Here is a 26,852-nt window from a genome sequence, read left to right as displayed (position 1 = left end):
CAATATACAGGTTTCCACAACCCGTGCTAAAATAATTAAATGATGTTCAATTTTTATGGAAGTTGGTGACGAACTTGAAATCAATCGGATTTATCGGCCTCGGGACGATGGGTGCACCGATGGCTTCGAACCTGCTTCGTGCAGGTTATCCTGTAACTGTATATAACCGTACCGCCTCTAAAGCGGCGCCGTTAACCGAATTGGGTGCTACTGTAGCTGCTTCACCACAGGAAGCTGCCGCTGGAGCGGACGTTGTCATTACGATGGTCAGCAATGATGATTCCATTATCGAAGTCTACGAAGGGGATAACGGTGTCTTAGCCGGAATTCGGTCTGGAACCACGGTCATCGACTGCTCCACCATCTCACCAGCGCTCGTCCAACGTCTGGCTAAGCAGATTGCTGCACTTGGCGGCTCGTTCCTTGACGCCCCGGTCACCGGGAGCTCACCAGCCGCCATCGACGGCACGCTCGTCTTTATGGTCGGCGGCTCAGCGGAAACACTGTCGCAAGTAACGGATCTATTCGATACGATGGGCAAAAAAGTGCTGCACATGGGCGACAACGGCAGCGGCGCCGTCGCCAAGCTGGCCCATAACACGATCGTTGGCATCAACAACCTGGCGCTGGCCGAAGGCTTTGCCATCGCGGCCAAGTCCGGTCTGCCAGCCGACCGATTCCTGGAGCTCGTACAGCTGGGCTCCGCCGGCAGTAAAGCCGCCGAACTGAAAGGCCGCAAAATCATCGAACATGATTTTACGAATCAGTTCTCGCTGGCGTTGATGCTCAAAGATTTGAAGCTCGCGTCTTCGTTAACCGACGGCTCCGGCATCCCTGCCCCGATGCTGAATCTGGCCAAGAGCCTGTTCCAAGCGGGGCAAACCCAAGGCTTCGGCGATGAGGATCTCTCCTCCATCGTCAAAGTGTATGAAGCCTGGATCGGCAAGCAAATCGGCGAATAATCAACAGCCGGTTCGAACAGAAGAGGAACATAAAGGCAGGTTCAGCGATGCAATTCTTTCGCTGATACCTGCCTTTTTGGTTGTTATCCTGCCAAAGGGGCTTACGCCTCGGCTCCCGCTCCGTAAGAGCAGCAGTAATCCGTCACGCTGCGCACCTCCAGCTTGAAGGAAGACTTGGCGGGAACGGTGAACGTTCCACGCCCGCTAATTTCGCGCCACAGCGTTTCGCCTGGAAGCAGTACCTTCAGGTCCCCGGACAAGATGTCCATCACTTCCAGCGAATCCGTGCCGAATTCGTACTCGCCAGGGAGCATGATCCCCAGCGTCAGTTTGTTTCCGTCAGGAAGCCATACGGTCCGGCTCGTGACTTTGCCGTCGAAATAAATGTTAGCTTGCTTATCTACAGTCACATTTTGCAGTTGCTGGGTCACGTTCCCCTCTCCCTTCCATCTCCTAACAAGAAGTCGTTCACCAAGCCGGCCTTAACCTGACTTGGTGAACTTACACGTCCATTATTTCAATTGAGCTTTCACATGGCTTACGACATTCTCAACCGTAAAGCCGTACTCTGCGATCACTTTGTCGCCAGGCGCGGATGCCCCGAACTTGTCGATGCCGATGACCGAGCCTTTCTCGCCGACAAAACGTTCCCATCCAAACGGATGTGCCATTTCTACAGCTACACGGGCTTTGACATCCGGCAGGATGACGGAGTCCTTGTAAGCTTGATCTTGCTTGTCAAACAGATCCCAGCTTGGCAAGCTGATGACACGAACATGGATGCCTTCTTCAGCCAAGGCTGCTTGCGCTTTGACGGCCAGTTGAACTTCAGAGCCTGTCGCGATGATCTGAGCCACCGGCTTGCCGTCCTTCGCATCGGATACAACGTATCCGCCGCGTTTCACGCCTTCGCGTGCTTTTTCAGCCGTGCTTTCCAGGATCGGCAGGTTTTGACGCGTCAGCACCAGAGCTACCGGATTCGCTTTATTTTCTACGGCATAAGCCCATGCTGCGGACGTTTCGTTCGCGTCTGCCGGACGGATGACCGTCAAGCCAGGGATGATGCGCAGGGAAGCCAATTGTTCGATCGGCTCATGCGTTGGGCCGTCTTCGCCAACCGCGATACTGTCATGCGTCAGCACGTAAGTTACCGGCAGCTTCATCAGAGCGGACAAACGTACAGCTGGACGCAGGTAGTCAGTGAACACGAAGAACGTACCGCCGAATACTTTCAAACCGCCGTGCAGCATGATTCCGTTCATCGCTGCAGCCATGCCGAACTCGCGTACGCCGAAGTACAGGTTGCGGCCGTCGCGGGTTTCCGGCGTATACATTGCCAGATCGTTCAGATGAGTCATCGTCGAGCTTTCCAGGTCAGCGGAGCCGCCCAGCAGCTGAGGCACGTTCGGAGCCAGTCCGTTCAGTGCGTTACCGGAAGCAACGCGAGTCGAAACGGCTTTGTCCGACGGGCTGTATTTCGGCAGCTTCGCATCCCAGCCGGATGGCAGGTCGCCGGCAATCGCGCGCTCGAATTGAGCCGCCAGCTCTGGATATTGTGCTTTATATTGCTTGAACGTTTCTTGCCAAGCTTGATATGCCGCGATACCGCGTTCTTTGACTTTAGCAAAATGCTCGCGCACTTCTTGCGGCACATAGAAGTCTTCTTCATAAACCCATTTATAGTTCTCTTTCGTCAGCTTCGCTTCTTCAGGTCCCAGCGGGGAGCCGTGCGTACCGCCGTGGCCGCCTTTCCCTTGCTTGTTCGGGCTGCCGTAGCCGATGATCGTCTTCACTTCGATCAGCGTTGGGCGTTCGGTGTCACGTTTCGCTTCTTCGATCGCCGCTTCGATTGCAGCCAGATCGTTGCCGTCTTCGACGCGCAGCGTTTGCCAGCCGTAAGCTTCAAAGCGTTGACGTACATTTTCCGAGAAGCTGAGGTTCAGCTTACCGTCCAGCGAGATATCGTTGGAGTCATACAGGAAGATCAATTTGCCCAGCTTCAGGTGACCGGCAAGCGACGCTGCTTCGCTGGCTACGCCTTCCATCAAGTCGCCGTCGCCGCAGATGCCGTACGTATAGTGGTCGATGACTTTCAGATCGCCTTTATTGTAGGTCGCAGCCAGTTGCGTTTCGGCAAGCGCCATCCCCACGGCCATCGCCAAACCTTGGCCCAGCGGACCGGTGGTTGCATCAACGCCGGCAGTGTGACCATACTCTGGATGGCCTGGCGTTTTGCTGCCCCATTGACGGAACTGCTTGATTTCTTCCATCGGAAGGTCATAACCGCACAGGTGCAGCAAGCTGTACAGCAGCATGGAACCATGACCAGCGGACAAAACAAAACGGTCGCGGTTGATCCAGGTTGGTTCATCTGGATTGTGGACCATCGTTTTGGCGAACAATTGATAACCCATCGGAGCAGAGCCCATCGGCATGCCCGGATGACCGGATTTCGCTTTTTCGATCGCGTCGATCGCCAGCGTACGAATTGTGGTGATCGAGAGATTGTCGATCGAATTGTTGTCTGTAAGTGGCATTCGTGTTTCCTCCTTAATGATGAAAAAAGTCTTGAAACTCATGAAACTTTAACGCTGCAATTACAAAACAATCATTTTGAAAAAATCATTTTGACTTTATCTATTGTAGCACTTCCTTCTCGCCTTTTCCATACCATTATTCCATTATTCCCAAACCTTCTTACACGAATGATATTTTTTGTGATGATGATGATGAAATACTTTGAGCCCAACCAATTTCCTGCCCGCATGACCACCACCACCACGGAGTTTATCGATGGCGACTGTCTGCTGATGATCGACGGGATTGCCTACCGGGGAGCCTAATCATTGCCCAAAAAAACGGCCACCCTGACGATTCGTCTGGGTGGCCGGCTTCATTTTTTGTGGACATTGCACAGCGAGTTAGTTAAACACTACCGTTTTATTTTGATGCACCAAAATTCGGTCTTCGATATGCCATTTCACTGCCCGAGCCAATACAACCCGTTCGATGGTGCGGCCGATGCGTTTCAGCTCGCTGACATCGTCCCGGTGGCTGACACGCTGCACGTCTTGCTCAATGATTGGCCCGCCGTCCAGCTCCTCGGTCACGTAGTGCGCAGTCGCACCAATGATCTTCACCCCGCGCTGATACGCCTGGGCATACGGTTTCCCGCCAACAAATGCGGGCAAGAACGAATGATGGATATTGATGAGACGATTGCGATACGGCTCGATCAAGGCCGGAGAGAGAATTTGCATGTATCTTGCCAACACGATCAGGTCAACTTTGCCGCCAACGATCTCTAGTTGCTTTTGCTCCGCTTCGTGTTTGGTGTCCGGCGTTACAGGGATATGGTAATACGGAATCCCAAACGACTCGACGTACTCCTTCATATCCGGATGGTTGCTCACCACCATGGAGATTTCAGCGTCCAGGTCGCCGGCCTGCCACTGCCAGAGCAGCTCAACGAGGCAATGATCCTCCTTCGATACGAAGATGGCCAGCTTCTTCTTGCGGCTGAGCTGATAGATGTTCCATTGCATCTTAAACTGCGAAGCGATTGCTTCAAAATCGCTCTTGAGCGCATCGATCCGCCCGTCCAATCCGTCCAAATCAAACTCGATCCGCATAAAAAACATCCCGCCCTCGGGGTCCATCGTATATTGGTCCGATTGCACGATATTCGCTCCATGCTCATACAGGAAGCGGGATACGGCCGCAACGATCCCTGGTCCGTCCGGACAGGAAATCAACATGCGCGCGCGATTGCTTTCATGAGGCTTCACGGGTTGTCCGCCCGTTTTGACATGTGTATCCATTGTTCTTCTGATCCCCTTGCTTCTTGTGTTATCTATATCTTATTTACCGCTGGCGAACCAGGCCACCAGGCGATGGTTGATCTGTTCTTCCGTCAAATCCGGGAACAAGCTGGCTTCGACGGTGAGGTCGTACAGGCGCTCCATCGGTTCACGCGGGTCCGCTTTTTTCGCTTTGGCGTCATTTTTGAGCAAATTCCACGTGTCTAACACATAGGAACGCGAATGGATGTCCTGCTTGGCGAAGAAGTCAGCCAACCGCTCCACATCGTTCAGGAAGCCATCGCCAAACCGTTCGGCAACGTTTCCGCGCAGCAGAGCGATTTCAACCTCGTACATCGGGCGTTGCGTCTTCGCATCCTTCCCAACCCAAGGTGTCTCCAGAATGAACGGCCGGCCTTGCAGCGCCTCATGGTGCACAACGCGGTTGATCGCTTCGAATCCGATCCAGCCGGAGCCGATCGGCGTATGGCGGTCTTTGGCCGCGCCTACCGGATTTTTGCTGTCATTGATATGCACGACTTCAATCCGCTTAAGTCCAATCGTGTCATCGAACTTCTTCAATACCCCGTCCAAATCATTGACAATATCGTACCCCGCGTCATGGATATGGCAGGTATCGAGGCAGATCGTTAACCGCTCATTGTGTTGAACTTTATCAATGATCTGCGCAATCTCTTCGAAGCTCCGGCCAACCTCGGTGCCTTTGCCGGCCATCGTTTCCAGGGCAATGCACACATCCGTTTCGTTCGTGCCGTTTAGAACTTCGTTTAATCCCTCAGCAATGCGGTTCACCCCGTATTCGGCATCCTTGTCCGTAAAAGCGCCGGGATGAAGCACGATATTACGTACACCCAGCGCATGCGTCCGGCGGATTTCCTCCTGCAGGAAGTCAACTGCCAGCTGATAGGTGTTCGATTTATAAGAACCTAAATTGATAATATAAGGCGCATGGACGACGATTTCGCCGATTCCGGCTTGCTCCATCGCCGCTTTGCCTTCTTCAATATTCATCGATTCAATCGGTTTACGCCGCGTGTTTTGCGGTGCCCCCGTGTATATCATGAACGAGCTGGAGCCGTAGCTTACCGCCTCGGCCGTAGCGCTGGGCAGACCCTTGTCCGAGAACGAAACATGGGAACCAATTTTCAACAAAGTGTTTTCCCCCTTTTGGACAATAAATCGCTAAACAAACCTATTTTAGCTTGAATGCTGAAATAAATAAAGAAATAAGGTATAATTTAGCTGATTATCTTCGATTTAAAAAGATTTAATTCCTACTATTTCATAATAGCTGAATCTTTCGCGAAAAGCGAAATCCGTTCTGAGGTGATAAATGTGCTGCAAACGTTCGGTTACATATTAAGCGCCCAAGGCCCTAACCGCTGGTTTATGAACAGCATTGCGTTTTGGGGCTTCGTGCTGCTCGGCATGATGGCGATTGGCGGATATTTTATGTTCCGCAAATTCCTGAAGGTGCTCCCGAAGGCCGACGGCATGTCGAAGCTGGACTGGCAGAACTATTGGGTGGAGAAGAGCCGTCATCTCTGGACCGAGGAGGCCAAGGCGTTCCTCGATCGGTTGGTTGAGCCGGTTCCCGGGCCGTTCCGGGATATCGCCAAGCATTCGATTGCTGCCGAGATCGGCAAAATCGCGGTGCAGGAGAACGCCTCTGAGGTTACGCAAGAGCACTGCATCCGAGGTTATATCATCGCGACGCCAAAGCGGGATAACAAGTTCCTCGTCAAGTTTTTGGAGAAGAATCAGATCGATTATCGCCCTTACCAACATTTAATGAACAAGTAACGTCTACCCCGCAAAATCACATCCGGCACCTTGTCTTGTACCAGGTTGCTGGATGTTTTTGCATAAAGGAGGATTCGTCGCATGAAAGCGGTCATTTTCGGGGGATCGGGGTTTATCGGCCGGGCGTTAGCTGAATATTGGCTGGACCTTGGACAGGAGGTTATCGTCGTCACACGGGGAGCGGTTAAGGGAAATCGTTGGCTGCGAGAGACCGCCTATAGGAATGAGAGGCTGACCTCTGTAACATGGGCTGAGGTTGAGCACACCTCCTCGTTGCTGGAGGGCGCCTCCGTGATCGTCAATCTGGCCGGAGCTACGCTAAGCCAGCGCTGGTCGCAACAGGCGAAACGGCGTATCTTGGAATCCCGCCTGGAGTCTACCCGGGCGGCGGCACGCGCTGTCACGAGGATGAAGCGCAAGCCCGAAGTCGTCGTACAAGGCTCCGCGGTCGGCATCTACGGCACCTCGTTCACCGAAACGTTTGACGAGAGCGCCGCCATCCCATCGCCGCCTCCCGATTTTCTCGCCGAGGTAACTGCAGCCTGGGAAGAGACGGCGGACCTTGAGTTCCATGGCGTTCGCCTCGTGAAGCTGCGGACCGGAGTCGTGCTGGGGCGAAACGGCGGGGCTTACCCTTTGATGCGTCTGCCCTATCTGCTTGGCGTTGGAGGCAACCTCGGCAGCGGCAAACAGTGGGTCCCGTGGATTCACCTGCGGGACATGGTGAGGCTGATCGATTATTGCGCTACCCTTCCGTCCATTCACGGGCCGGTGAACGCGGTAAGTCCACAGCCGGTGACGAACCAGGAATTCGGGCGGACGGTCTGCCGCGTGCATCACCGTCCCTTCTGGCTGCCGCTCCCAGCATCGGTGCTCCGAGCAGCATTAGGCGAGATGTCCATGCTGCTGCTTGAAGGGCAGAAGGTCGTTCCCCAAGCGCTGTTAGCTGCGGGATTCACCTTCAATTTCCCTGACCTGGAATCGGCCGTCGCCGATTTGAGGTAAAATGGGCCCGGAAGACTGGAATATCCAGTTCTCCGGGCCTTTTGTGATCTTGCCCCTCGATTAAATTCGAGACTTCGATAACAAGTACAAGAAATACGGTGCACCGATGATGGCTACCACAATGCCCGTTGGGATCTCGGCTGGCTGCAGCACCCATCGGCCCAGCGTGTCGCCGAGGATCACCAGCAAGCCGCCGGCCAGCGCAGAGGCCGGGAGCAAATACTCATGCTTGGGCCCAACCAGTCGGCGGGCCAAGTGCGGCGCAATCAGCCCCACGAAGGAGATACCGCCGCCCACCGCAACGCAGGAACCGGTTAAACCGACAGCTGCCGCCAGCAGCCCCAAACGGGAGCGCTCCAGCGAAGTGCCAAGGCCTGTGGCGGTTTGATCCCCCAGGTTCAGCACGTTCAGCGAACGGGACTTCGAGAACACATAGGGCAGCAATACGATCAGCCAAGGCAACAGCGCCAGCACGTACTTCCAGGACGTCCCCCAGATGCTGCCGACTAACCAGATCTGCAGCATTTGGAAGTTCTCCGGACGCAGTCGCAGCTGCAGCACGATCATCGCCGCGTTGATGCCGGCAGCAACCGCGATCCCGACCAGCACCATCCGGATCGGGAGCAGCCCGTAATTTCTTTTGAACGAGAGCACGTAAATTAATGTGGCTGCCCCAGCCGATCCGAGGAACGCCAAGACTGGCATTAAATAGACGGGCGCACTAGCCGTCGTCGGATAAAATGAAATAAACAGCGTGACCGCGAGGCCCGCGCCGGCATTAATCCCCAGCACGCCGGGATCCGCCAGCGGGTTACGTGAAATCCCCTGGAAGATACAACCCGCTACGGCCATCCCCATCCCGATAAGTACAGAAATGACGATTCGCGGCAACCGAAATTCGTAGAGGATCAGCTCTTGTTTGTCCGTCCCCATCCCAACTAAAGTCTTAAATACATCCATAGGCGATAGCCGGATATACCCTGTATTCATACTGAAAATGAACACCGCGATAATCAGCAGCGCAAATACGGTCATGACGATATAAGCTTTGCGGGCTTTCTGCCGCAAGTGTAAAGGAGCTTCGATCCGGTTCATTCCAATCCCCCCTTCTGCTTCATGGCAAGGTAGAGGAAGAACGGTACCCCGATGACAGCGATAAGCGCGCCGATTGGCGTTTCATGTGGCGGATGAACCAATCGAGCCAAAATATCTGCAAACACCATCAGCAAGCTGCCAAGCAGCGCCGAGGAAGGGATCACCCAGCGATAATCGACGCCCACGAGAAAACGGGCGATGTGCGGTACCATCAGCCCTACAAAACCAATTGCGCCGACGATCGAAACGGCGCTTCCGGCCAGAATTAAGACGATGATCATGCCCAGCACTTTGATTAAGCCGGTTCTTTGCCCCAAACCGGTAGCTACCTCTTCGCCAAGACTCAGCAGGGTTATCGATCTTGACAGCAGCAAGGCGCATAGCAAACCTGCGAAGACCCAGGGCGATACCATCTTGATTTGCAGCCAGTCGGCCCCGGCAATCGCACCAGCGTACCAGAAGGCAAGATCCTGTCCGATCTTAAAATAGATGGCGATCCCTTCGCTGATCGCGGTCAGCAGCATGCTGACGGCGGCACCGGCCAAGGTCAGTCGAACCGGGGACAAGCCGCCTTTGGTCAAGGAGCCAATGCCAAAGACGAGCCCAGCACCCAGACCGGCCCCGATAAACGAATATAGCATCGTCAGCAGGAACGGGGTACCCGGCATCAATGCGAAGCAAATAGCCAGCGCCAAGCCCGCGCCGGAATTCAGCCCCAGCAAGCCCGAATCGGCCATCGGGTTGCGGGTCATCCCCTGCATGATCGCACCGGCTACCGCCAGCGCCGCCCCGATCAAAGCCGCGGCTAAAGCGCGTGGGAGACGCAGCTCCACAATAATTTGATGCTGGGTTTGTTCCGCATGAAAGTGGAACAACGCATCCCAGACGGTCGCGAGTTTAATGTCCGCCGCCCCGACGGAAATCGAGAGACTGATCGCAAATAGCAGCAACGCCGCGCCGCCGATCAGAATGAACGTTGCCGCCAAGGGGCGGGAGCGCAAGCGAGGTTTAGAAGATTGGGTTAATGCAGACATGTCGAGAACCATCCTTTAATCAGTTTTCCAGCAAACTATGTATGTACCTTGTAATTGAGAATAATTCTCGTTCATTATACCCGCTTTTCCGGTGAGAATCTACGGTCATTTCAAATTCGAGTTTAAGCTGCTTCCACCCCAAACTTAAACCTCGTTTCCGCCAACACGAACACGTCATCATTCTGCAAAGGGTATTCTTTATAAGGCGCTACATTTTCTCCGTTGAGGTAAGTCCCATTGGTTGAGCCAAGATCCTTTAAGGTACAGCCGTGCGATGTCACTAAGATTTCCACATGCGCACGGGAGACACCCGAAGTATTCTCCACATATTGTGCTATGTCTTTCGAGCGGCCAATCACGAAACTGCCCGGCGTCAGGGGAATCCGCTCCGCCGTTCCGCCGGCAGACTCGTACCGCTCCAAATAGTAACGCGGAATGCGTTCACGAGCCGGGTTGTCCTGGCCTGCCAGAGCAGACCGGCTCAGCAGAACCGTAGGCGGTGAAAATCTCACTTCGGATTCCGGCTCAGGTATGACGGAACCGGAGGGCTCCACCCTCATGTCTGGAAGGCCTGACCGAGGAACAAATGCCTCCATCGAGACCTTCGCCGCAGACTCCGAACGTTCCGATATTGCGGCATGTTCGCCAAGGGAAGAGGAGTCAAATTCCCGTTCGTTCGTGAAGCCCAACGGACGTAACGTTCCGAGCGACCCAAGAGATTCCTCCGGAACATCGCCTGCCTCTTCTTCCTGGCTGATCGAACTGCTGCAAAACTTACGCCACAACACAACCCCTGTAACCCCTAACAGTACGGTAAGCAAAGCGCCAAGCGCTAACCCTAATGTTCCAGGACGATCGAGATAGAGGAACTTCCAACCCAAAGCATCGACCAGAAGGAGCCCGAGGACAAGGTAGGTTGGTTTAATTCGCGTCACAACTGCTGCCATTGCTTCATCCTCGAGACCCGGCCACGTTTCTCTGATTGCATTTGCATCAGTTGAATCATGGGCAGTCGCCCCAGACAATTTAGACGATTGGGTCGTGGTTGATATATCTGTAGGAACATATTCCTTAACAACGGCAGAACGGGAGGATGAGACTGCAGGTCGAGGAACCATTCTTGGCAGCGGCTCGTTAAGTATGGATTTTCTCTCTCCAACCCTCTCACCGCTCATGGACTTGGCACTCGGTTCATCCGACAATAAATGGAGCAGCATTTTTTTCAGTTCCCCTAGCGAAAAAAGTTCATCTCCGCATAACCGGACCAACTGCGGAATCCCATCGCCCTCAACCCGTGAGACGCAGGTGAGCATCCGGGTAATCAGCGATAGCAGTGACTGAGACAACGGGAGACCGGGCGGCGCTTCCTTCCAAGGGACATAGGTAAAATACATCGCCCCGCTGGACAACGGCTCCTCCACAAAAATGTGCGTCTCATCCAATAAGAAGCCGGATGGCGACAGCATATACCGCTTGCTGTCCTCCAGTACAGCCACCACTTGGAGCAGTAAACCATAAAACTCCGGCATACTGATCTTGTCGCTGCGAAGACACTGGGAGAGCATTCTTTTTCCGGTGATATCATAATGCAGGCTGATTTGATAATCGATTTCGCGAATATCAAGCCGCAGCAAATTCGGTACGGTTACCGCGGCCAGCATAGACCGTTGAACCCGGTTCAGATCTTCCGGCCTCAGCCCCTCCTTCGCCTGCAGGATCATGTAGGTACCGCCGTCCCGGACAAAATCAGTAACCAACTCCGGCATGTTCCATCCCTCCCCATACGTTACATATAGTAAATCGCCAGTAGTACCCCCGGTACCACAGCCAGCATAAACGGAAACTGAAGTTGGTGTCTGGCGACCGCTTGGATCGGAGCTGGGCTGCGCAATACCGCTGCCCCGAGGAGACTGCTGGCGATCCGACGCAGACGATGCCCGGTCTCCCGCCGCCAAATCAAAAGGATCAGACCGATGCACCCGGCGGCTAGAATCGAATACATCATCGTCGATAAAGTTAAAGCGATGCCCGTCCAGGCCCCAATTCCTGCAAACAGCTTAACATCGCCGCCACCAACAGCTCGAAGCAAATACAGAACAAGCATCAGTCCAAATCCAACGGCCGCCCCAGCCGCTGAGAACCAAGCGCCTCTCCACCCATCCGTTAACAGGTGATAAGACAGTCCGGTAAAAATGCCCGTAACCGTAATCACGTTAGGAATTTTCATCGATCTTAAATCCGTTACGAAGGCTGCAAGCAGCATCAGCAAACAGCCCCAGAGCTCAATCATCTGTCCCCACTCCCTTCTCCTATTGTGAACGCGGGCTGACCACCTCGAACGTGGCCGTCGTATGTACGCCTTCCTCCGTTTCAATTACGAAACTCCACGTCCCCGGCGTGGTGTTTCCTCCGACCAGCCAAGTCCAGCTGATTTGTCCTTGATCATCCGCCGTTGCTTCACCTAAATATTTCGCTTGGCTGACCCCGCTCTTGTAATACACGGTCAGCTTGGCTGTTGATCCCGGAGCAACCTTAGCTAGAACCGTCGCCCGGCGTCCAGCATATGCCGGGTCAGGCTTGGCAATCACGACTGCTGCTTGCCCCGTCTCTTCACCGCTTCCGTCCCCCGATTCCAGCTCTCCGGTATCCCCGATCCACAGCCGCTCCTCCGCCCTCGTCTGCAGCACCAGCTGCCGACCGATAAGCGGTACCTTCAGAGGCAGCTCATAACTTAACTCAAGACCAAAGTACGGCTGCTTCCCCGTCTTTAAGTTCGGAACCGTAACGCGGGTCACATGCAGACGTTCTTCCTCCAGGAGGGTACCGCGAAGAAAAGGACGCAACATCGGCTTGATCAACGGATCTAATACAGCCTCAGATACTTTCGTTTTAAGCTCTTGCAGCGGTTGATCACCTTTACGGGCAGCGTCGATTACCCATGTCGACAGCGGCGGCGGCAAGTTGGACGCATATTGCTGCGCCCATTCCTCCAGCGACAGAGATGGCATCTGCCAGGAAAACGAATCACTTCCCGATGTACTCTCAGGGTTACCGAGTCCCCCAGCCGAAGAAGTTGCCGAATTCTCGTTCTCCGAATTGGCGGTTGGAGATTGCCCTCCTTGCCCCTCGGTATGCTGAGCCTGTACGGCGAGCGCCACTGGATAAATATGAGCAGAGATCTGTTTTACCGCATTGGCTGCGGCCAGATGCAACTGCCCGTAAAGCAGCGTCATATGGACGAGAAACACAAACCAAAAGACAACCAGTACAAATACCGGAGCGACCAGGGCAGCTTCCAGAGTGATGCTTCCTTTCGACAATTCCTTTCGGAAGCCGCACCTCATCGTTCCGCTAATACGAAAAATCCGCTTGCTTGGCCACATAATACTGGCTTCCTTCCACATGTCCTTTAAGTACGCCGACCTTCCCCAGCGCTTTGCTTACTCCCGGCAAGAACCATAGCGGCATCGCCACGGTCACGTTCCCTTTGACATAAGTGGACCGTTCCGCTGGATCCACCCCGGTATTCAACGCAATCACGGCCAACATCCGCGACAATCGTTGCTCACTGCGCCCATGCAGCAACAGAAATAATCTGAGATGATCCCGGTAGGTCAAATCCACTTTCAGATAGTCGCTTAGTTGAATCTTTCCGTCCCGGGTTAAAGAAATCATGTCCTGCAGCGCATGTTGTGCTCCGTACAACAAGGCTGCGGCAAACACCAACAGCGGGTTGCCTTTAGCCGCATTTTTCACCAAGCCCTCCATCGTCCGAATTGCCAGCCGCATGGCAAAAATCTCACCAAACGCTGCAGCGATATTCCCCGCCGGATGGTGCGCGCCGTACAGAATATACTCAACCTCTTGGCTCTCCGGTGCCAGCTGGCCGCGAATCGCTTCCAGCGCGTCAGCTTGGTTTTTGCCCTCGAACAAACCATTTAAGACACTGACATCCAGGAAATGAAAATAACTCGCAACGTATTCCGTTTGATAAACGTTATCCGACATGCCGCCCATCAGGCTTGCTAATCCGCCATAGATATTGTCCATCATCCCCATGGAGGCGCGTCCTGCCTCACTTGGATCATCGTTTACGCTCGTAGCCCCCGCCTCCTCGCCGGCAACGGAACGGTTCAACGAACGGTTCGCTTCCATCTTCTCCTTGAGCAAATCAAATTTCGCTTGATGTTCACTTAATCCGCTTTTAAGCTGTTCAATTTTGCGGATCCAACTGGCTGCATCCTTCAGCGTGGCACCTGCCGCCTTTTCGGCGGCCTTCCGCTCCTTGTCAGAGGACCGATGGGCATCCAGTTTTCGGGCACTTGCCTCCAAAACATTGCCTGAACCGGAAGTAACGAATTGCCGTAGATAGGCATCGCTTGCTCTGACAGCATTATTCACACTCGCAATGACAGAGCTGGGCGGAGCTGTGGCGGATAATACGGAACCGCTTTGGGCCTGCAGCGCATTCCCCGTGCTCCGGAGTTCAGCGAAGGCCGTTGTCTGCCGATCAATATCCGAGGCCAGGCTGGCGAATAACTCCTCGGACAGCAGCAAAGCATCGGCTTGGCCTCGAATCTCGGTGATCGCTCCGCCTTCACCAACCGGATCCAAGTTGCCGCTGCGGGTGCTTGTCCCGGCGGACACCTCATTATACGCCGCTTGTTCCGGGCGATGTTTCGCCTCCGTGATCGTTTGCCGCATTTGCTCATTGATCCGCCGTGCTTCATCGAGCAACGTCTTCGCCTGCGGCAGGTACGAGGCATGCCTCTGCTCTGCGATACGCAAAGCGCGATCCAAGGAAGCAAATAACCCGCTGGTTGCGGAACGGTAGCGGCTGATTTCTCCGGTATACATCCGATCCTCCGGTTCCAGACCCGCATCCGCCTCAACTTGATTCACAAATTCAGGATATTCGGCTGCAGCATCGACCAAAGTAGAGAGGCTGCCGCTCCCGCCGCCTCCCGACAGCGCCTTCGCATAAGGCTCCACCGTCTTGCCGGCTTGTCGCTGCAGTTCCAGGAGCTGATCAAGCTTGGCCTCTCTCTGGTCGTAAAGCTTCTGCAGCTTTCCCAGCAAATCTACCGTATTGGAGGCTTCCTTCATGACTCCGGCCATCGGCTTAAAGCGGTTCAACAGCTCGATGGTAATGTCGATGGGTGCCCGATACTTCATTTGCTCGCGAATTTGTTGTTCGAACACCGGATATGTCCCGATCGGATGCATGAATTCGACGGCAGAGGAATCCAACCTCGCATTTAGCAGAGGGAATCCTTCCTTTTGCCGGACCAGCTCGAATTGGTCTTGGAGCACCTTCGACATGATGTAATTCCCATCCGTTTGCCCGTATGCAAATAACCCGTACCGTTCAGCCAATTCACGATCGTATGCTGACAGGACCGATCTCGAAGCTGCGTGCGCCAAGGTCTCCACCTGAGCTTGCAAAGCAAACATGCGGGCGAAATCGATAAACAGAGCAACAAACGCAAACACCGCAGCAAATATGACGATAAAAAATACCGTGACCGCCCCGTGCTCCGAGCGATTCCGTGAAAACACCGACAACTCCGCCTCCTTCTCCATCCGGTTATTTTCCGAACCGTACCAACGCTTCTTGCGCCTCCTGCTTGTCCATTCCTCCCGCACTTGTACCGCTTCGGAACTTCTCGCCATAATATCGCGCCAGTTCAACGGTCCGGATCCATTCCGTTGGCTCGACCACATACGATTCAGCCCGACTGCGCTGATGGATATCGTCAATCCAGGCCTCCAACGGAGCCAGCGGGATCAGCCGATCCAGCGCAACACTGACCTTGCGCAGCAGTAATCGGTTATCATAGCCCATCTCCCCGTCGATGCCTTCTGGCAGCTTAGTCCCTGTCCGATTCAGCTTCTTTAACGGAAGCGACTGGCCCTCTCCATCACCTGCACCCGCAGGCAATGTCAACTTCACCACTCCGCTGCCGCCGTCCCCGCCAAAAATCGCTTGCAGCAACCCATCATCCCCGAGGCGCCAATAGAGGGAGTCGTGCTTGCCATCGACATAGGCTCCGGTTAAGCCGTCCCGGTAGCTGTTATCCCAGGTATAAGCGGTTCGCTCTGCCGCAACGATGGCCGCTTGCCCCAATAGTGCCTGTTGATAAAGGTAAAGACAGAAGAACAGAAGAATCAGTACCGTGTAAAAAATCAACGGAAGCACCAAAGAAGCTTCGATCGTAAAAACCCCGCGTTGATCCTGCCAAAGCTTCATTCTTACGTCTCGTCCATGAAGTTTTCCGTTTTCGTCTTAGCTTTATCGAGCAAGCTCTCAATAATCGCCTTCAATTGTTTGCGAAAAATCGCAGCGATAATCACAATCACCGCGATAATCAGGATCATTTCCAGCATTCCAAGCCCCTCTTCATTACGCCAAAAGCTTCTCATCTCTTTACGAATTGTCGTTAACATGTTTTCTCCTCCTCTGTGTGCATTACAAATTCATGATCATAAATGCCGGTGCCCCAACCAAAATCAGTACGGCCATAAACAGCAACACCATCGGAAACACCAGCTTGGACGAAGCTTGCTCGCCCAACGTTCTGCTGACGGCTTTGCGTTTCTCCCATAATGAATGGGACAAGTCCCGCAAAGCCAAGGCAAAATCCTCCCCGCCGCGGCGGTAGTTTAACAGAACGGATGTCGTAAAAGCCGACACCTCCTGAATGCCGCAGCGTTTGCTGAATCCTTCCATCGCCTGCTGAAATGAATCCCCCCCTTCCCATTCCTTCTGCATCTGCAGCAGTTCCCGGTATAGGGGATGCCCGATTTGTTCTCGCTTGCGCTCAATGCATAACTTTATCGCTTGCTGGACCGTTGATCCGGCACCTACCAGCAGCACGATTTTGTTCAGCAACTCCGGCAGCTCGAGCAGGACAGCCTGTTCCCGCCGCTGTACCTTGCGATGAAGGTCATTAAGCAGCGCCATCGGCACCAAAACGGCGAACAGGACGCCGATCCCTAAGCCGGCAGGACCGTCGCTCAATAACGTCAACAGACACCCGAACAGGAGACAAATGTAACTATACGTGAGCGCCTCCGCTAGCCAGAGCAGCGTCAATTCACGGCTGCGCCGGCTGCCGCCGATTTTCTGTACGGCACGTTGAACCTTAAAGAAGAAACCCGGAAAACGCTGAGTTACCTTCATTCGCTCCAAAAGCAGCAGCATGGGCGGTGAGAAGCGAACAAGCTTTAATCCTTCTAGAGATACTTCCGTATGCCACCGATAGAGGGGGCGAGATTTCGGGTAAACGTATAGCCAACCTCCACTTAACACGAATAGCAGCAAACCCGAAGCCACAAGGTACAATCAACCAACACCCCCTTTACACTCGGATATCGATGATCTTTAACATCAGCCAGGCGCAAAATGCGTATAACAGCAACGCCAGACCCGAGATCAGCAACCCTGCACCTTGATGCAGCGGACGCATATAGTCCGGGGAGGTAAGTTGCATAAAGAGCAAGAACAAGACCGGTGCCGCTAACATCGCTTTCGCTTCAAATCGTTTCTGGGCGATCATCACGCTGATCTCCTGAGTGATCTCCAGCTTCTCACCGATCAGGTTCGATGTCCGCCGGATCACTTCCACCAGATCGCCACCGGAACGCTTGCAGGTCGTAAACACATCGGCAAAATTGTCGATATCCTCCATGGCGGCACGTCGGCTGAAATCCAGCAGCGCCTCCTCGATCGGCTGACCGTACTCCATCCGGGCGCATATGATCGCCAACTCCCGCATGACATCGTTATCGCCATCCGGATACAACAATCTAAGATCGTCGATCGCCTCACGAAAGCCGTTCTCTACGGAGCGGCCAGCGGCCAATGAAGAGGACAGCGAATATAACGCTTGCTTAAAATGAAGGCTCAGATTCTCCCGTCTTCGGCGCAGCAGGTAACGGCTCCAGAACTTGGGCGTATATAAGCCGCTTAACGAAAGCAACAGTGCCAGCGGGAGGGCATGGAAGAAAGTGTAACCTAGTGTAAAGAAAGCAGTTCCTCCAACCAACGTGCAGATCAGGCGCTGTCGCGGAGACAGAGGATACACCCGATAATCCGCAAGACTGGTTGGATCGGCCGCAGGTTTCACTCCGGCCCCGGTCTTCCGGCGCTGCAAACCGGACCTGGCTTTCAGCAACAAAATGAACCCTCTCCTTCCTGTGCATTAATCGACGGGCAATCCAGCCATACGCAGCTTGTCCGTGTGGATTAACTTAGCGCCGCTGCGCTGTAACTGCCCTACAATTCGGCCGTTCTGCTCCCCTTCTTCCTGAAACGCAAACAACGGCTGAAGCACCACCTCCCCGTCCCGCAGGCCAACCACCTCGGAAATTTCAGTTACTCGGCGTGAGCGGTCACGCAACCGCGACAAATGAACGAAAACATCGATCGACGAAGCGATCTGCTGACGAACAACCGGAAGCGGCAACTCGGCTCCACTCAACACCATCGTCTCCAGCCTGCTGATCATATCTGCTGTGCTGTTGGCATGCCCCGTCGAAAGAGAACTATCATGGGTGTTGTGGTAGTGATAAGAGAATTAAAAAACAGCCTCCAAGGAGACTGTTAAGGTAATACTCAATCAAGTTTATGTATGTTAATCCAACATGCGAATGTTTATAAAATCATAATATTGCTCAGTTTCAAACGTTTCTGGATTAATTCCAAATTTGTCGAAAAAATACTTTGCCAATTGATCCTTTACATTAGTTCCATCCGGTAAGTTTAATCTTCGATTAAGGCAACCCATGAAAACATCTGCCACTTGGATAAAAGGATCAATATGTGATTCCACTGCTGTGAATGCTCCGAGTTTTACCATTCCATCAAAGCCTGCTTTGATATGTCCAGCTACATCCAGCCTCAAGGCTTCTAAAAATAGAGTATCTTTAGCATCTTCTTTATCTTTTATAATATTTAGTGTACGAGGAATTGATATGCGGCCTGTCTCAATTTCATGCCGTAATCCATCTGATATTCCCACTTTATAGAGTCTAGTGACTATATCCTCTGGCTTCTGACCAGATCCCTTTTGACAGAAACATAGTGCTTTGAACCCAATATTTGCTGATTCTTCAGCTACTATATCGATTAATCTAACATAGTTTTCTATATTTTTCTTATCTACATCGACAAAATGGAACTCGTCTTTCGACTCCATCTCTAATTGTTCTCGTAAATCCATAATTTTTGACCGAAGGTTCCCGCCTTGTCCACTTCTCCACATGCCACCCACTGAAATAAAATCCTGAGTTTTTCCTGTTTCATCGTAGAAAATAAAGGACACTGGTGTCGCATCTTCACTAAGCTGAATCTGGCTGGTTCGGTATGTATTTTCTCGTTCCGTTCTTATTCTTTTGACATCTTCACTTGATCCAAATTCACCAAACGTATTTTGAATCTTTGCCCTTGCCCTGGTTATATCGCTTTGTTGTTCTAGTTTAAGAAATGCTTCTTTCGTGATGTTCCCATCGTTATATAAATCATTTTGAAATATTTCCCAATATCTCAATGTGAGTAACCGATCTGAATCACGGGTGTCAGGATAATGATTAAGGATGAATGCAACTCTTGCTGTTACAGTTTTCAAAACCCCTTCACTCAATTGCTTCATTAAATTCTCTTTTTCCTTTTGTACTTTTATTAATCGTTTCTGTTCTGGCGTCACTGCTTCAGATACATTCTCCGTGTCTCCCAACATCGAGTCCCTCCCCCTGATTCGAGATTATTCGACTATATTTTAACATATAAGATATAGAAAATACATTTTTCCAGTTAATCTACCTCTCCTTTCAGATGAAACTCTAGATATGTATGATCTTGATCATCTTCATCCTTATTTAAATTACATGATAGTTCAATTTTCGATGGATAAATCCTACATGTATTCAGTAGTAATACCACTTTTTATGACTTCTTTGATAATATTACCTTATAGATCATCGCTTACTTAAAACTGCTTAAGGTGAATTTTTTCCAAAATTATTCTAGCGATATACAATCGCTTTCTGATAAGGAGCATTAAGAACTATGAATAAGCTGTCAACTGATATTATAGAAAGACTCGCTGTACAAGCAGTCAAAAGTGAAGTTACTAAGCCTCCATATTTCTTAAAAGCTGAGATCCCAGAAGGAGATAAAGGAGTATCATTTGATGGAGAGATAATCGTTTTTAATGATAGTTCTCACACTGCAAGTTCCTTCAGAGGATCTATTCCAGTACAAGTGAAAGGTACACAAGTAAAGTCCTTTTCTGATAATAAAAGAACATTTTCACTTCAATTAGCTCACTTTGAAAACTATTATAAAAAGAACGGGGTTATTATTTTTGTAGTTGAATTACGAAAAGAGAGAAGCAAAATCTTTTATAAACAACTTCTTCCTCTTGAACTTTCCCAAATTATCAAAAAATGCAAACATAAAGAAAAAAAATCGCACAGCATTGAATTAAGATCCTTAAAAGGTACAGACATGCATCGAATTTGCCATGCTTTTCTGAAAGAACAATTACATCAACCAATTGTACTTATAGAAGATGGTGAAACATTACTAGATGAGGACCATCAGCAATATGTCTTCAGAAGTCTCACATTTAATCCATCAAACATGGACTTTAGTGAGCTATTTGAACATGATTTTTTTATGTATGCATTGGAGAAAAATCTGCAAATCCCCATTAGTGTTGGAAGGTTTTCGTCTTTAACTAGCAGTTCTGAGATGGATGTAATTATCGATGGGAACATTCAAAAATTTAATGTATCATCAACATTCAATTCTGGAACCTTGACGATAACATTCGAAAATGTTTTGAAAATGGTTTTAGATGGAACCGAACTCAAAATTAGCAATTACCAGTTCCACTCTTTATCCAGTCAATTAAAGGTTATACCATTATTGTCAAGTTTAATAGAAGGAAAGAAGTTGACGCTACCTATTGGAGACATCCAAATAACCGATTTTTCAGAAAAGAACATAAGATTTATTAATGAAATTAAGGAACACATACTATTTATTGAGGACTTAAAAGAGGCTTTTCTATACTTTTCTATAGATCCAAATACTAACTTTTCTGAAACTAAGGAAGGAATAGAGTTGAATTTTGGTCTTTCTTTTTTAATTAGGGCCTCCAAACATGGGGACATTTCGAATTTCAAAAAGCGATTATCCAGCAAGAATAATTCATGCCTCATCAATTTATTAATTGGGGATCAAACTATTGTTTGTTTGTACCATGACGGTAAATTGAAAAATATTTTTTCTAAAGATCAAATTGATATAAAAGCCATTCTTGGCTACAATACACCTGACCAATGCGACTACAGCATTTTTGTACAACTAAATGATGAATCGCTTACTAAGGGAACAAACTTAGATTTTCAAGCGATAAAAGAGTCTTTTCAAGAAATTGATCCTTTCGTTAATGAACTTGCCTGTAGTACAACAACTAATTTTTGTTTGCGATGTATTGCTGCTTATGACAAGTCTAATAGAAGAGAATTGCTCTTATTAGCAAAATATATTCTATCCATGCATCCGTCTATTGAAACAGATGATTTTAATTATATTAATCTCTTACAAATCAATAAAAGACTTAACGGCTCATTAACAGCAGAGGAAGAAGATAAATTAATAACTATCAAGAGCACAGCCCCCTCGGATATTCTGAAACAATTCGGTGTTAGCATTTTACTTGAAAGCAAGATTGAGGCTAAAAGACTCTACTCTAAGTTGGATAAAAAAAACCAAGAAATTATAGATTCGACGCCTATTATGAAATTGTATTCGGACTTGTGAATCTCATTTTTATTCGTTTAGGAAATTCAGAAAAGAAAGCCCAAGAATGTTGATTTACAGCATTCTTGGGCTTTTTCACTTAAGGCGCGCCCAGCTGCCTTCTAAAAATTAAAGACAGGGGAAAAATACTTTGCCACGCTCTTTCTCAAATTTCAAACGCCTGATACACTGACTCATCTTCAAATGAAGAAGCTCTTACAATTCGATCTGAGAAACCTTCCACTCCTTGAACAGATTCCCTTCCAAGAAGTAAAGATAAGACCGCAAATCCTTTCTTGTCCTTCAACTCATTCCACGACTTTAGAAAATGCTCGTTCACATGGGATTCGCCGTCTGTCACAAACACAATATCCGCTTTATTAAAGCGACTCTGTTGGATGACTTGACTTGCTGCCCTAAGTGGAGGTTCAAAGCTTGTTCCTCCACCTAAAAAAATAGTGGCCAGTTGTATCATATCCTGAACGGTAATTTTCCCACGCTCATAGATTAACGGGGCAGCAGCATTCGAAGAAAATGGAATCCATGCAAAATCTCTTCTTTGCTTACGGGCAATACTCATTAAGGCAAGGGCAAACCCTTTTGAGATTGCGTCCTGGTTTGTCATACTTCCCGATTGATCCAAGCATAGAACAATCGGCCCCTTACCAAGCTGTTCAGGCCCCTTTGTTTCGTACTGAAGTGTTTGGCCCTCAACATATCGGCGCAGGAAATCCATTTTGGTCAAAGGGCTGGCATAACTGCCAAGTTCCATTGGCAATAGCTGCTCTACAGCATTGCCCTGCCGAACACCGTTACGGCTGGTCGCATCCTTATGCTTAGAACGCTGTTTACGATTGGCGATTACCTTCATGCGCCCAGCCCATTTCGCAATCTCCTTCAATTTCTTATCGTGACTCAACTTTTCTGCCAGAAGCAATTGATCCTTTAATGGAACCCTTTTTAGTTCACTATCTCCACTTCCCGCCTTGATTCCACCCAAGAGAGACTTTACATTCTCTTTGGCTTCTATGGCTTCCTGTGTAGCTTGAGACAACATTCGAGATAGAGAGTTTCCTTGCTGGTTTAGGGCTGCGGACAAAGCATCTGCTGCCTGCTGAGAAGCGCCCTGTTTTCCATTCATCAGGTTCTGTAATGCTTCAGCTAATTCTTGATCCCTCTGTGCTTGTTCTTTCACCCAACCAAGAACCGTCTCGCTGTACTTTGTTGTGCCAAGTGCAGCGGCCAGGTCATCCAGACGAGTAAACTCACGAAACTCCTGATAGCCTTCGTCTGACATCACCCGTTCCATAAGCTGATGATTCATCTCTAACCCTTCAGGAACTTCTTCCAGCAACTCAGGCTTCATTTTAAAAAGGCCTGCCCACATGTCACCCATTAAAGGTTGGAAAGAGGGAAATAATTTACTTCCCTCTTTACTAACCTCTCTGAGCTTCTTGGACATCTCTAAAATCTGCCCGAAGCGTCTCCGATCATATGAATCTGTGTTTAAAACAGAACCTTTAAGCTCCTTCATCTCCTACACCCCCAACACTTGGGATGCGATATCAGTTAACGACTTTTGAACAAGAGCAACAGCTTGCGCAACTTCCGTCCGGTTCGGACTATCCTTCTGTAGCTTTCTAAGTTCGATGACTAAGCTTTTAAGCTTCTTCGTGCTTTCTACAGCCACATCCGTTGAGTTGTTAGACTGTTCAAGACTCTTCAAGATATCAGCAGCTTCAGTTTTAATCTCTTCCACACGTGTCTTCACCGCATCCTGAGCATGATTGCGAACGATCTTTGCGACCTTATCACGCTGCTCCGGCTTTTCCCACAGACTATGCTTGAGAATCATGAGGTCTTCAAGTTCTGCGTGATCTCTTCCGGCTAACACAGCCTTAGCACGAATTACTGAAAGAACTTGCTTGAAACGCCGATCTGAAGGACGAATACCTTCATCCATTAACTCGCGTCTGATCTTGCTCAGTGCATCAAATACCTCATCAGGAATAGTGACTGTATCACTAAAGAACTGGAGTTCAAATAGTTCATCTATGCTCATATCGGCTGGAGATGGTGCAGAACCTTTCAGCATCGAAATAAAAGATTGATCTTCACCAATGTAGTCCACTTCATATCGGAGCAAGAAACGGTCAAACAATGCTTCCAGTCCTTCACCTTCTTCGGGATATTCATTTGAACTTCCGATTAAGGACATTAAGGGAACCTGTGCCGGTGCGCCATCGTTATAGAACACTCGTTCATTGATGAGAGTCAGCAAGGCATTCAAAATTGCACTGTTAGCCTTGAATATTTCATCAAGAAATGAAGTGTGAGCTTCCGGCAGCTTTCCCGTCGTATTCCGTTTGTACACGCCTTGTTCCAGTTCCTTTAGCGAAACAGGACCGAACAATTCCTCCGGCGTACTAAAACGAGTCAGCAGCCATTGAAAATAATTTGCTCCTGTAATCCGCTTAGTCAGATCACTTACAAGGGCGCTCTTTCCTGTTCCGGGCGGCCCGATCAACAAAGCATGCTGACGGGCGATCAATGCTACCATCAGCCCCTCAATCACTTCTTCTCGTTCAGAATATTGACTATTTAATGCATTCTGGATATCCTTGATTTTCATTTAGCTACCTCCATTTTTAGATAAAATAAAAAGAGCCAACGCTTCTTATGAAGAAGTCATCAGCTCTTTGTTTTTATAATGTGGGGTCAATCGCAGGAAGTCCAAGATGCCCACGTCAACTCCACATTCAACCTCCGAAAAAATAAAAGCCACGAATCCCGCACGGGAAACTCATGGCTTTTAATAGTGTTTTTGTTTTTACACCGTGACTGGCAACCCGATCCATTCAAGCAGATCGATGGCTTCAGGCACCGGACGACGATTCTGGATGCATTCCAAAACCATTTCATTCACTTCTTCTTCGATGCTCGCGCGGAGCATCAAATCTGACACCGTTTCGCCATCGTCAAAAATGTATTCCGGTATGTTCGTAACCGTCACTGTGTAGATTTCATTCCCGACCTCCACAGTGTAAACTTCCGATCCATACCGGAGATGACCAGTTCGTCCGGTCAGTTCAATCGTTTCCGGGATTTTCTCGCGGTACGCTTCCATGGCCATGCGCGAAAACTTCGCCAAGCTGCCGTTCGCAAATATTCCCGCTTTAAGCTTAAACATACGGTTTTCCTCCCTGTTCACCCGAACGGCTGGAAGGGTAAAGTTGCGCGGATGATCAGCCTTGGGTCGTCCGACTTTGGACATGACGATCACACCCCTTTACCCTTTATTATATCCGTTCAGATAAATTTTTGCATTACAAAAATTATTTTCTTCTTTGGAAGTTGTCTCTCCACTCCCCGCTTCGGGGGTCGTATGTCGTTTTCACCGTCCACGATTCTGGATGGACAACATTAAAAACACATACGACATGGAGCGGACGGTATTGCCCTTTTCCGATTTTAAGAAAATACATCAGAACGATGGTAACATCCGCACCGTCCTGACGCCTCTCAATCGGCCATCCGTTCAAGACGGCGTTTCGTATGTCTATTTCGGAGATGCCGCGCTCAATTTGTCTGTGAAGCGCATGTTTGGAAATCACAAGCTTTCCATCTCCCTCTTCAAGCAGTTCAACAAACTTTCTATGCTCAGTTTCGGCATTCATTTCTTTTCTTCTCCTTTCTGGAGAATTACACGGCCATATTCACCAGCGCTTCACCCACTTTCATGCGAAGCGCCGACACCAGACGTTCCATTTCCGCCAGATCGCCGGTGACAATTTCGCGATACTGCGCAAAATCGTTTGCCACCGACCGAGCGTTTTCTATCAACTCTTTCATCTGGCCTTTGGTCAGCTGTCTTTCCGTGCTTTCTTCGCATGCAGCGAGAGTGTCACGGAGATGATCCAACAGCTTGCGTGTCACCATGTTTTTCATATCCATGGTGTTCATTACAGGAACCTTCTCCGCTTCTCCTTTTTCAAGAGATGATACGAATTTGACCAATGCATCCAAGTTGCTCTCAAACTGTGCCGGTATGAAGTAAACACCACCTGATGGTCTAACCGGTGTAGGTGACATACTCTTTAAGACGCTGGTAATCAACGTACGTAGTGTAGTAGAACCATAATTGTTTCGATAAATTTCAAACTGCAACGCAGCATTATTAACTAGTTGCTGCGCCATTGATGAAATATAGCTGGTCTCTACTGTCTCCGTTTTTCGATCTAATACCAGCGCTCCTACGTCTGGAACATATTTTAATCTTCTACCTTTTGTATCCTTGGTTTCGCAAACTAGGTTTCGTTGAACGAAAGTGCTGGTAGAAGCCACCTCTCGGAACATGTAGTTTTCATAGACTCCGGGTGATACTTCACGCTTGAATTTTTCGCTTGTAGCTCTTCTGAAGGCATCCGGGAGTCGGATATCCTTCGGCATCCAACCAGCCCCTAATCCAGAATCAACAAGCTTTTGTTTTAGCTCATCCGGGGTAATCAGCATGTTGGATAGAGAATTCCAGGTTAAAAATCCAATCGTGTTGTCTTTACTGGATGGTACAGCAACTACATCCTTTAAAATGGTACTCATAAGAAAAAACCTCCTCATTTTTTAATAAAAAAAGACCAATTCCTAAAAAATTAAAAGTAAGGAACCAGCCTTTGCTTAACATTTAATTTGGTTAATGGCCTACGCCCGAAATACTTTCTCATTCAAATCAGAGATAATGAGGCTATTTTTCATCTGCTGTGTCAGACTAGCCATTTCGGTTATAAGTTAAGTGAATTCGGATTGAACACAATTTCCTTTTCTAAATAATTTGAACATGGGTTCATTCATCCTCTCATTTTTATTAAAAAGCAAAAAAAGCCGATCCCTGCACAGAATAATCCATGCAAAAATCGGCTTTTAAAAACAGTATCCAAATTTCTAAAGGCGCATGTGAATGCGTAAAATAAAACTTTTATCAGAGCCTTTCGGTACTCTTCAATCCTTTTCTTCTGCAAACGGAAGTGACGGATCAAGTGAAATTGTCCTGCATTTTTCCTCTCTTCATATCTGGAATTTCCAAATAGAAGCTTACAGGGGAGGTAATAAAACTACTTGTCCTTTCGGGACAACAAGCTCTTGTCTCCAGCAAAATAGGGAGTACAGAGGTACATATAATTACAAAATTATTATAACATTCGCCCTTCATAAATACAATCGAGCGTTTTGCAGTAATCTGAGGCCTTGAGCCGTAAGGATTTTCGGACATAAGAAAAACGCCTGGCGGCGTCCTTTTAAGTTCGTTCAACTGAGTTCATACGTG

24 protein-coding genes and 1 pseudogene are annotated in these 26,852 nt (G+C 49.6%); 4 read left to right on the top strand and 21 right to left on the bottom strand.

Annotation, left to right across the window (positions count from 1 at the left end; translation table 11 throughout):
- Positions 1 to 74: 74 nt before the first annotated feature.
- A complete protein-coding gene (locus RW092_RS10355; protein WP_036625137.1) occupies positions 75 to 962 on the top strand; it encodes an NAD(P)-dependent oxidoreductase in 888 nt (295 codons plus the stop codon).
- Positions 963 to 1,063: 101 nt separating this feature from the next.
- Here RW092_RS10355 and ppnP read toward each other — a convergent pair whose 3' ends face one another.
- From ppnP to RW092_RS10335, 4 genes are all read right to left on the bottom strand, one after another.
- Positions 1,064 to 1,393 (bottom strand): pyrimidine/purine nucleoside phosphorylase, encoded by a 330-nt coding sequence (gene ppnP / locus RW092_RS10350; RefSeq protein WP_016313083.1) that lies wholly within the window; start codon positions 1,391 to 1,393, stop codon positions 1,064 to 1,066.
- 81 nt (positions 1,394 to 1,474) lie between these two features.
- Complete coding sequence (tkt, locus tag RW092_RS10345) at positions 1,475 to 3,499, bottom strand: transketolase (RefSeq protein ID WP_016313084.1); 2,025 nt, start codon at positions 3,497 to 3,499, stop codon at positions 1,475 to 1,477.
- Positions 3,500 to 3,883: 384 nt separating this feature from the next.
- The gene (gene purU / locus RW092_RS10340) at positions 3,884 to 4,783 is read right to left on the bottom strand and encodes a formyltetrahydrofolate deformylase (RefSeq protein WP_085278947.1); all 900 of its coding nucleotides are present in this window, start codon (positions 4,781 to 4,783) and stop codon (positions 3,884 to 3,886) included.
- A gap of 39 nt (positions 4,784 to 4,822) precedes the next feature.
- Complete coding sequence (locus tag RW092_RS10335) at positions 4,823 to 5,935, bottom strand: deoxyribonuclease IV (RefSeq protein ID WP_016313086.1); 1,113 nt, start codon at positions 5,933 to 5,935, stop codon at positions 4,823 to 4,825.
- 237 nt (positions 5,936 to 6,172) lie between these two features.
- Here RW092_RS10335 and RW092_RS10330 point away from each other — a divergent pair, with 237 nt between their 5' ends.
- Both RW092_RS10330 and RW092_RS10325 read left to right on the top strand, forming a co-directional pair.
- Positions 6,173 to 6,586 (top strand): DUF2621 domain-containing protein, encoded by a 414-nt coding sequence (locus RW092_RS10330; protein ID WP_410055530.1) that lies wholly within the window; start codon positions 6,173 to 6,175, stop codon positions 6,584 to 6,586.
- Positions 6,587 to 6,667: 81 nt separating this feature from the next.
- Positions 6,668 to 7,591, top strand: coding sequence for a TIGR01777 family oxidoreductase (locus tag RW092_RS10325; RefSeq protein ID WP_316010163.1), 924 nt, complete (start codon positions 6,668 to 6,670; stop codon positions 7,589 to 7,591).
- 60 nt (positions 7,592 to 7,651) lie between these two features.
- On the opposite strand, the gene RW092_RS10320 is transcribed toward RW092_RS10325, so the two are convergent.
- The 12 genes and pseudogenes from RW092_RS10320 to RW092_RS10265 form a co-directional block, all read right to left on the bottom strand.
- Complete coding sequence (locus tag RW092_RS10320) at positions 7,652 to 8,686, bottom strand: FecCD family ABC transporter permease (protein WP_016313089.1); 1,035 nt, start codon at positions 8,684 to 8,686, stop codon at positions 7,652 to 7,654.
- Complete coding sequence (locus RW092_RS10315; protein ID WP_316010162.1) at positions 8,683 to 9,720, bottom strand: FecCD family ABC transporter permease; 1,038 nt, start codon at positions 9,718 to 9,720, stop codon at positions 8,683 to 8,685. Before RW092_RS10315 ends, RW092_RS10320 begins: the two co-directional genes overlap by 4 nt.
- A gap of 122 nt (positions 9,721 to 9,842) precedes the next feature.
- A complete protein-coding gene (locus RW092_RS10310; protein ID WP_316010161.1) occupies positions 9,843 to 11,486 on the bottom strand; it encodes a DUF6382 and FHA domain-containing protein in 1,644 nt (547 codons plus the stop codon).
- 20 nt (positions 11,487 to 11,506) lie between these two features.
- Positions 11,507 to 12,010 carry an A24 family peptidase gene (locus RW092_RS10305; RefSeq protein ID WP_316010160.1) on the bottom strand — a complete coding sequence of 168 codons (504 nt, stop codon included), beginning with the start codon at positions 12,008 to 12,010 and terminating at the stop codon, positions 11,507 to 11,509.
- 19 nt (positions 12,011 to 12,029) lie between these two features.
- Positions 12,030 to 13,040, bottom strand: coding sequence for a pilus assembly protein (locus RW092_RS10300; protein ID WP_316010159.1), 1,011 nt, complete (start codon positions 13,038 to 13,040; stop codon positions 12,030 to 12,032).
- 31 nt (positions 13,041 to 13,071) lie between these two features.
- Complete coding sequence (locus RW092_RS10295; RefSeq protein ID WP_244268315.1) at positions 13,072 to 15,393, bottom strand: TadE/TadG family type IV pilus assembly protein; 2,322 nt, start codon at positions 15,391 to 15,393, stop codon at positions 13,072 to 13,074.
- On the bottom strand, positions 15,308 to 15,970 hold the full coding sequence (locus RW092_RS10290; RefSeq protein ID WP_316010158.1) for a TadE/TadG family type IV pilus assembly protein: 663 nt from the start codon (positions 15,968 to 15,970) through the stop codon (positions 15,308 to 15,310). The genes RW092_RS10295 and RW092_RS10290 overlap by 86 nt, the downstream gene beginning before the upstream one ends.
- A 2-nt stretch (positions 15,971 to 15,972) precedes the next feature.
- Positions 15,973 to 16,167, bottom strand: coding sequence for a Flp1 family type IVb pilin (locus RW092_RS10285; protein ID WP_016313096.1), 195 nt, complete (start codon positions 16,165 to 16,167; stop codon positions 15,973 to 15,975).
- Positions 16,168 to 16,189: 22 nt separating this feature from the next.
- A complete protein-coding gene (locus tag RW092_RS10280; RefSeq protein ID WP_410055529.1) occupies positions 16,190 to 17,065 on the bottom strand; it encodes a type II secretion system F family protein in 876 nt (291 codons plus the stop codon).
- A 16-nt stretch (positions 17,066 to 17,081) separates the two neighbouring features.
- Positions 17,082 to 17,900, bottom strand: a complete 819-nt coding sequence (locus RW092_RS10275) for a type II secretion system F family protein (protein ID WP_316010156.1) — start codon at positions 17,898 to 17,900, stop codon at positions 17,082 to 17,084.
- A gap of 24 nt (positions 17,901 to 17,924) precedes the next feature.
- Positions 17,925 to 18,275, bottom strand: a pseudogene (locus RW092_RS10270) (CpaF family protein); the annotation flags it as partial.
- 81 nt (positions 18,276 to 18,356) lie between these two features.
- Positions 18,357 to 19,460: a DUF3800 domain-containing protein gene (locus RW092_RS10265; RefSeq protein ID WP_089545517.1), complete on the bottom strand. Its 1,104-nt coding sequence runs from the start codon at positions 19,458 to 19,460 to the stop codon at positions 18,357 to 18,359.
- Positions 19,461 to 19,789: 329 nt separating this feature from the next.
- On the opposite strand from RW092_RS10265, the gene RW092_RS10260 reads away from it, so the two are divergent.
- On the top strand, positions 19,790 to 21,553 hold the full coding sequence (locus tag RW092_RS10260; protein ID WP_316010155.1) for a DUF4365 domain-containing protein: 1,764 nt from the start codon (positions 19,790 to 19,792) through the stop codon (positions 21,551 to 21,553).
- Positions 21,554 to 21,698: 145 nt separating this feature from the next.
- Here RW092_RS10260 and RW092_RS10255 read toward each other — a convergent pair whose 3' ends face one another.
- The 5 genes from RW092_RS10255 to RW092_RS10235 form a co-directional block, all read right to left on the bottom strand.
- The gene (locus tag RW092_RS10255) at positions 21,699 to 23,066 is read right to left on the bottom strand and encodes a VWA domain-containing protein (RefSeq protein WP_316010154.1); all 1,368 of its coding nucleotides are present in this window, start codon (positions 23,064 to 23,066) and stop codon (positions 21,699 to 21,701) included.
- 3 nt (positions 23,067 to 23,069) lie between these two features.
- Complete coding sequence (locus tag RW092_RS10250; RefSeq protein WP_316010153.1) at positions 23,070 to 24,164, bottom strand: AAA family ATPase; 1,095 nt, start codon at positions 24,162 to 24,164, stop codon at positions 23,070 to 23,072.
- A 198-nt stretch (positions 24,165 to 24,362) separates the two neighbouring features.
- Positions 24,363 to 24,722, bottom strand: a complete 360-nt coding sequence (locus RW092_RS10245) for a hypothetical protein (RefSeq protein ID WP_316010152.1) — start codon at positions 24,720 to 24,722, stop codon at positions 24,363 to 24,365.
- A gap of 145 nt (positions 24,723 to 24,867) precedes the next feature.
- The gene (locus RW092_RS10240; protein ID WP_009225706.1) at positions 24,868 to 25,209 is read right to left on the bottom strand and encodes a DUF4258 domain-containing protein; all 342 of its coding nucleotides are present in this window, start codon (positions 25,207 to 25,209) and stop codon (positions 24,868 to 24,870) included.
- 25 nt (positions 25,210 to 25,234) lie between these two features.
- Positions 25,235 to 26,131: a DUF6744 family protein gene (locus tag RW092_RS10235; RefSeq protein ID WP_316010151.1), complete on the bottom strand. Its 897-nt coding sequence runs from the start codon at positions 26,129 to 26,131 to the stop codon at positions 25,235 to 25,237.
- Positions 26,132 to 26,852 lie beyond the last annotated feature (721 nt).

This window comes from Paenibacillus sp. 3LSP (assembly GCF_032465655.1).
GTDB classification, from domain to species: domain Bacteria; phylum Bacillota; class Bacilli; order Paenibacillales; family Paenibacillaceae; genus Fontibacillus; species Fontibacillus barengoltzii.
The sequence above is the reverse complement of the archived record's forward strand: the minus strand, read 5'-3'. Positions and strand labels throughout refer to the sequence as shown.

Bases quoted from the DNA above. Each gene is read 5' to 3' on its own strand.
- tkt (WP_016313084.1), bottom strand. From the start codon at position 3,499: ATGCCACTTACAGACAACAATTCGATCGACAATCTCTCGATCACCACA.
- purU (WP_085278947.1), bottom strand. From the start codon at position 4,783: ATGGATACACATGTCAAAACGGGCGGACAACCCGTGAAGCCTCATGAA.
- RW092_RS10330 (WP_410055530.1), top strand. From the start codon at position 6,173: ATGAACAGCATTGCGTTTTGGGGCTTCGTGCTGCTCGGCATGATGGCG.
- RW092_RS10325 (WP_316010163.1), top strand. From the start codon at position 6,668: ATGAAAGCGGTCATTTTCGGGGGATCGGGGTTTATCGGCCGGGCGTTA.
- RW092_RS10320 (WP_016313089.1), bottom strand. From the start codon at position 8,686: ATGAACCGGATCGAAGCTCCTTTACACTTGCGGCAGAAAGCCCGCAAA.
- RW092_RS10315 (WP_316010162.1), bottom strand. From the start codon at position 9,720: ATGTCTGCATTAACCCAATCTTCTAAACCTCGCTTGCGCTCCCGCCCC.
- RW092_RS10310 (WP_316010161.1), bottom strand. From the start codon at position 11,486: ATGCCGGAGTTGGTTACTGATTTTGTCCGGGACGGCGGTACCTACATG.
- RW092_RS10305 (WP_316010160.1), bottom strand. From the start codon at position 12,010: ATGATTGAGCTCTGGGGCTGTTTGCTGATGCTGCTTGCAGCCTTCGTA.
- RW092_RS10295 (WP_244268315.1), bottom strand. From the start codon at position 15,393: ATGGCGAGAAGTTCCGAAGCGGTACAAGTGCGGGAGGAATGGACAAGC.
- RW092_RS10290 (WP_316010158.1), bottom strand. From the start codon at position 15,970: ATGAAGCTTTGGCAGGATCAACGCGGGGTTTTTACGATCGAAGCTTCT.
- RW092_RS10285 (WP_016313096.1), bottom strand. From the start codon at position 16,167: ATGTTAACGACAATTCGTAAAGAGATGAGAAGCTTTTGGCGTAATGAA.
- RW092_RS10265 (WP_089545517.1), bottom strand. From the start codon at position 19,460: ATGTTGGGAGACACGGAGAATGTATCTGAAGCAGTGACGCCAGAACAG.
- RW092_RS10260 (WP_316010155.1), top strand. From the start codon at position 19,790: ATGAATAAGCTGTCAACTGATATTATAGAAAGACTCGCTGTACAAGCA.
- RW092_RS10255 (WP_316010154.1), bottom strand. From the start codon at position 23,066: ATGAAGGAGCTTAAAGGTTCTGTTTTAAACACAGATTCATATGATCGG.
- RW092_RS10250 (WP_316010153.1), bottom strand. From the start codon at position 24,164: ATGAAAATCAAGGATATCCAGAATGCATTAAATAGTCAATATTCTGAA.
- RW092_RS10245 (WP_316010152.1), bottom strand. From the start codon at position 24,722: ATGTTTAAGCTTAAAGCGGGAATATTTGCGAACGGCAGCTTGGCGAAG.
- RW092_RS10240 (WP_009225706.1), bottom strand. From the start codon at position 25,209: ATGAATGCCGAAACTGAGCATAGAAAGTTTGTTGAACTGCTTGAAGAG.
- RW092_RS10235 (WP_316010151.1), bottom strand. From the start codon at position 26,131: ATGAGTACCATTTTAAAGGATGTAGTTGCTGTACCATCCAGTAAAGAC.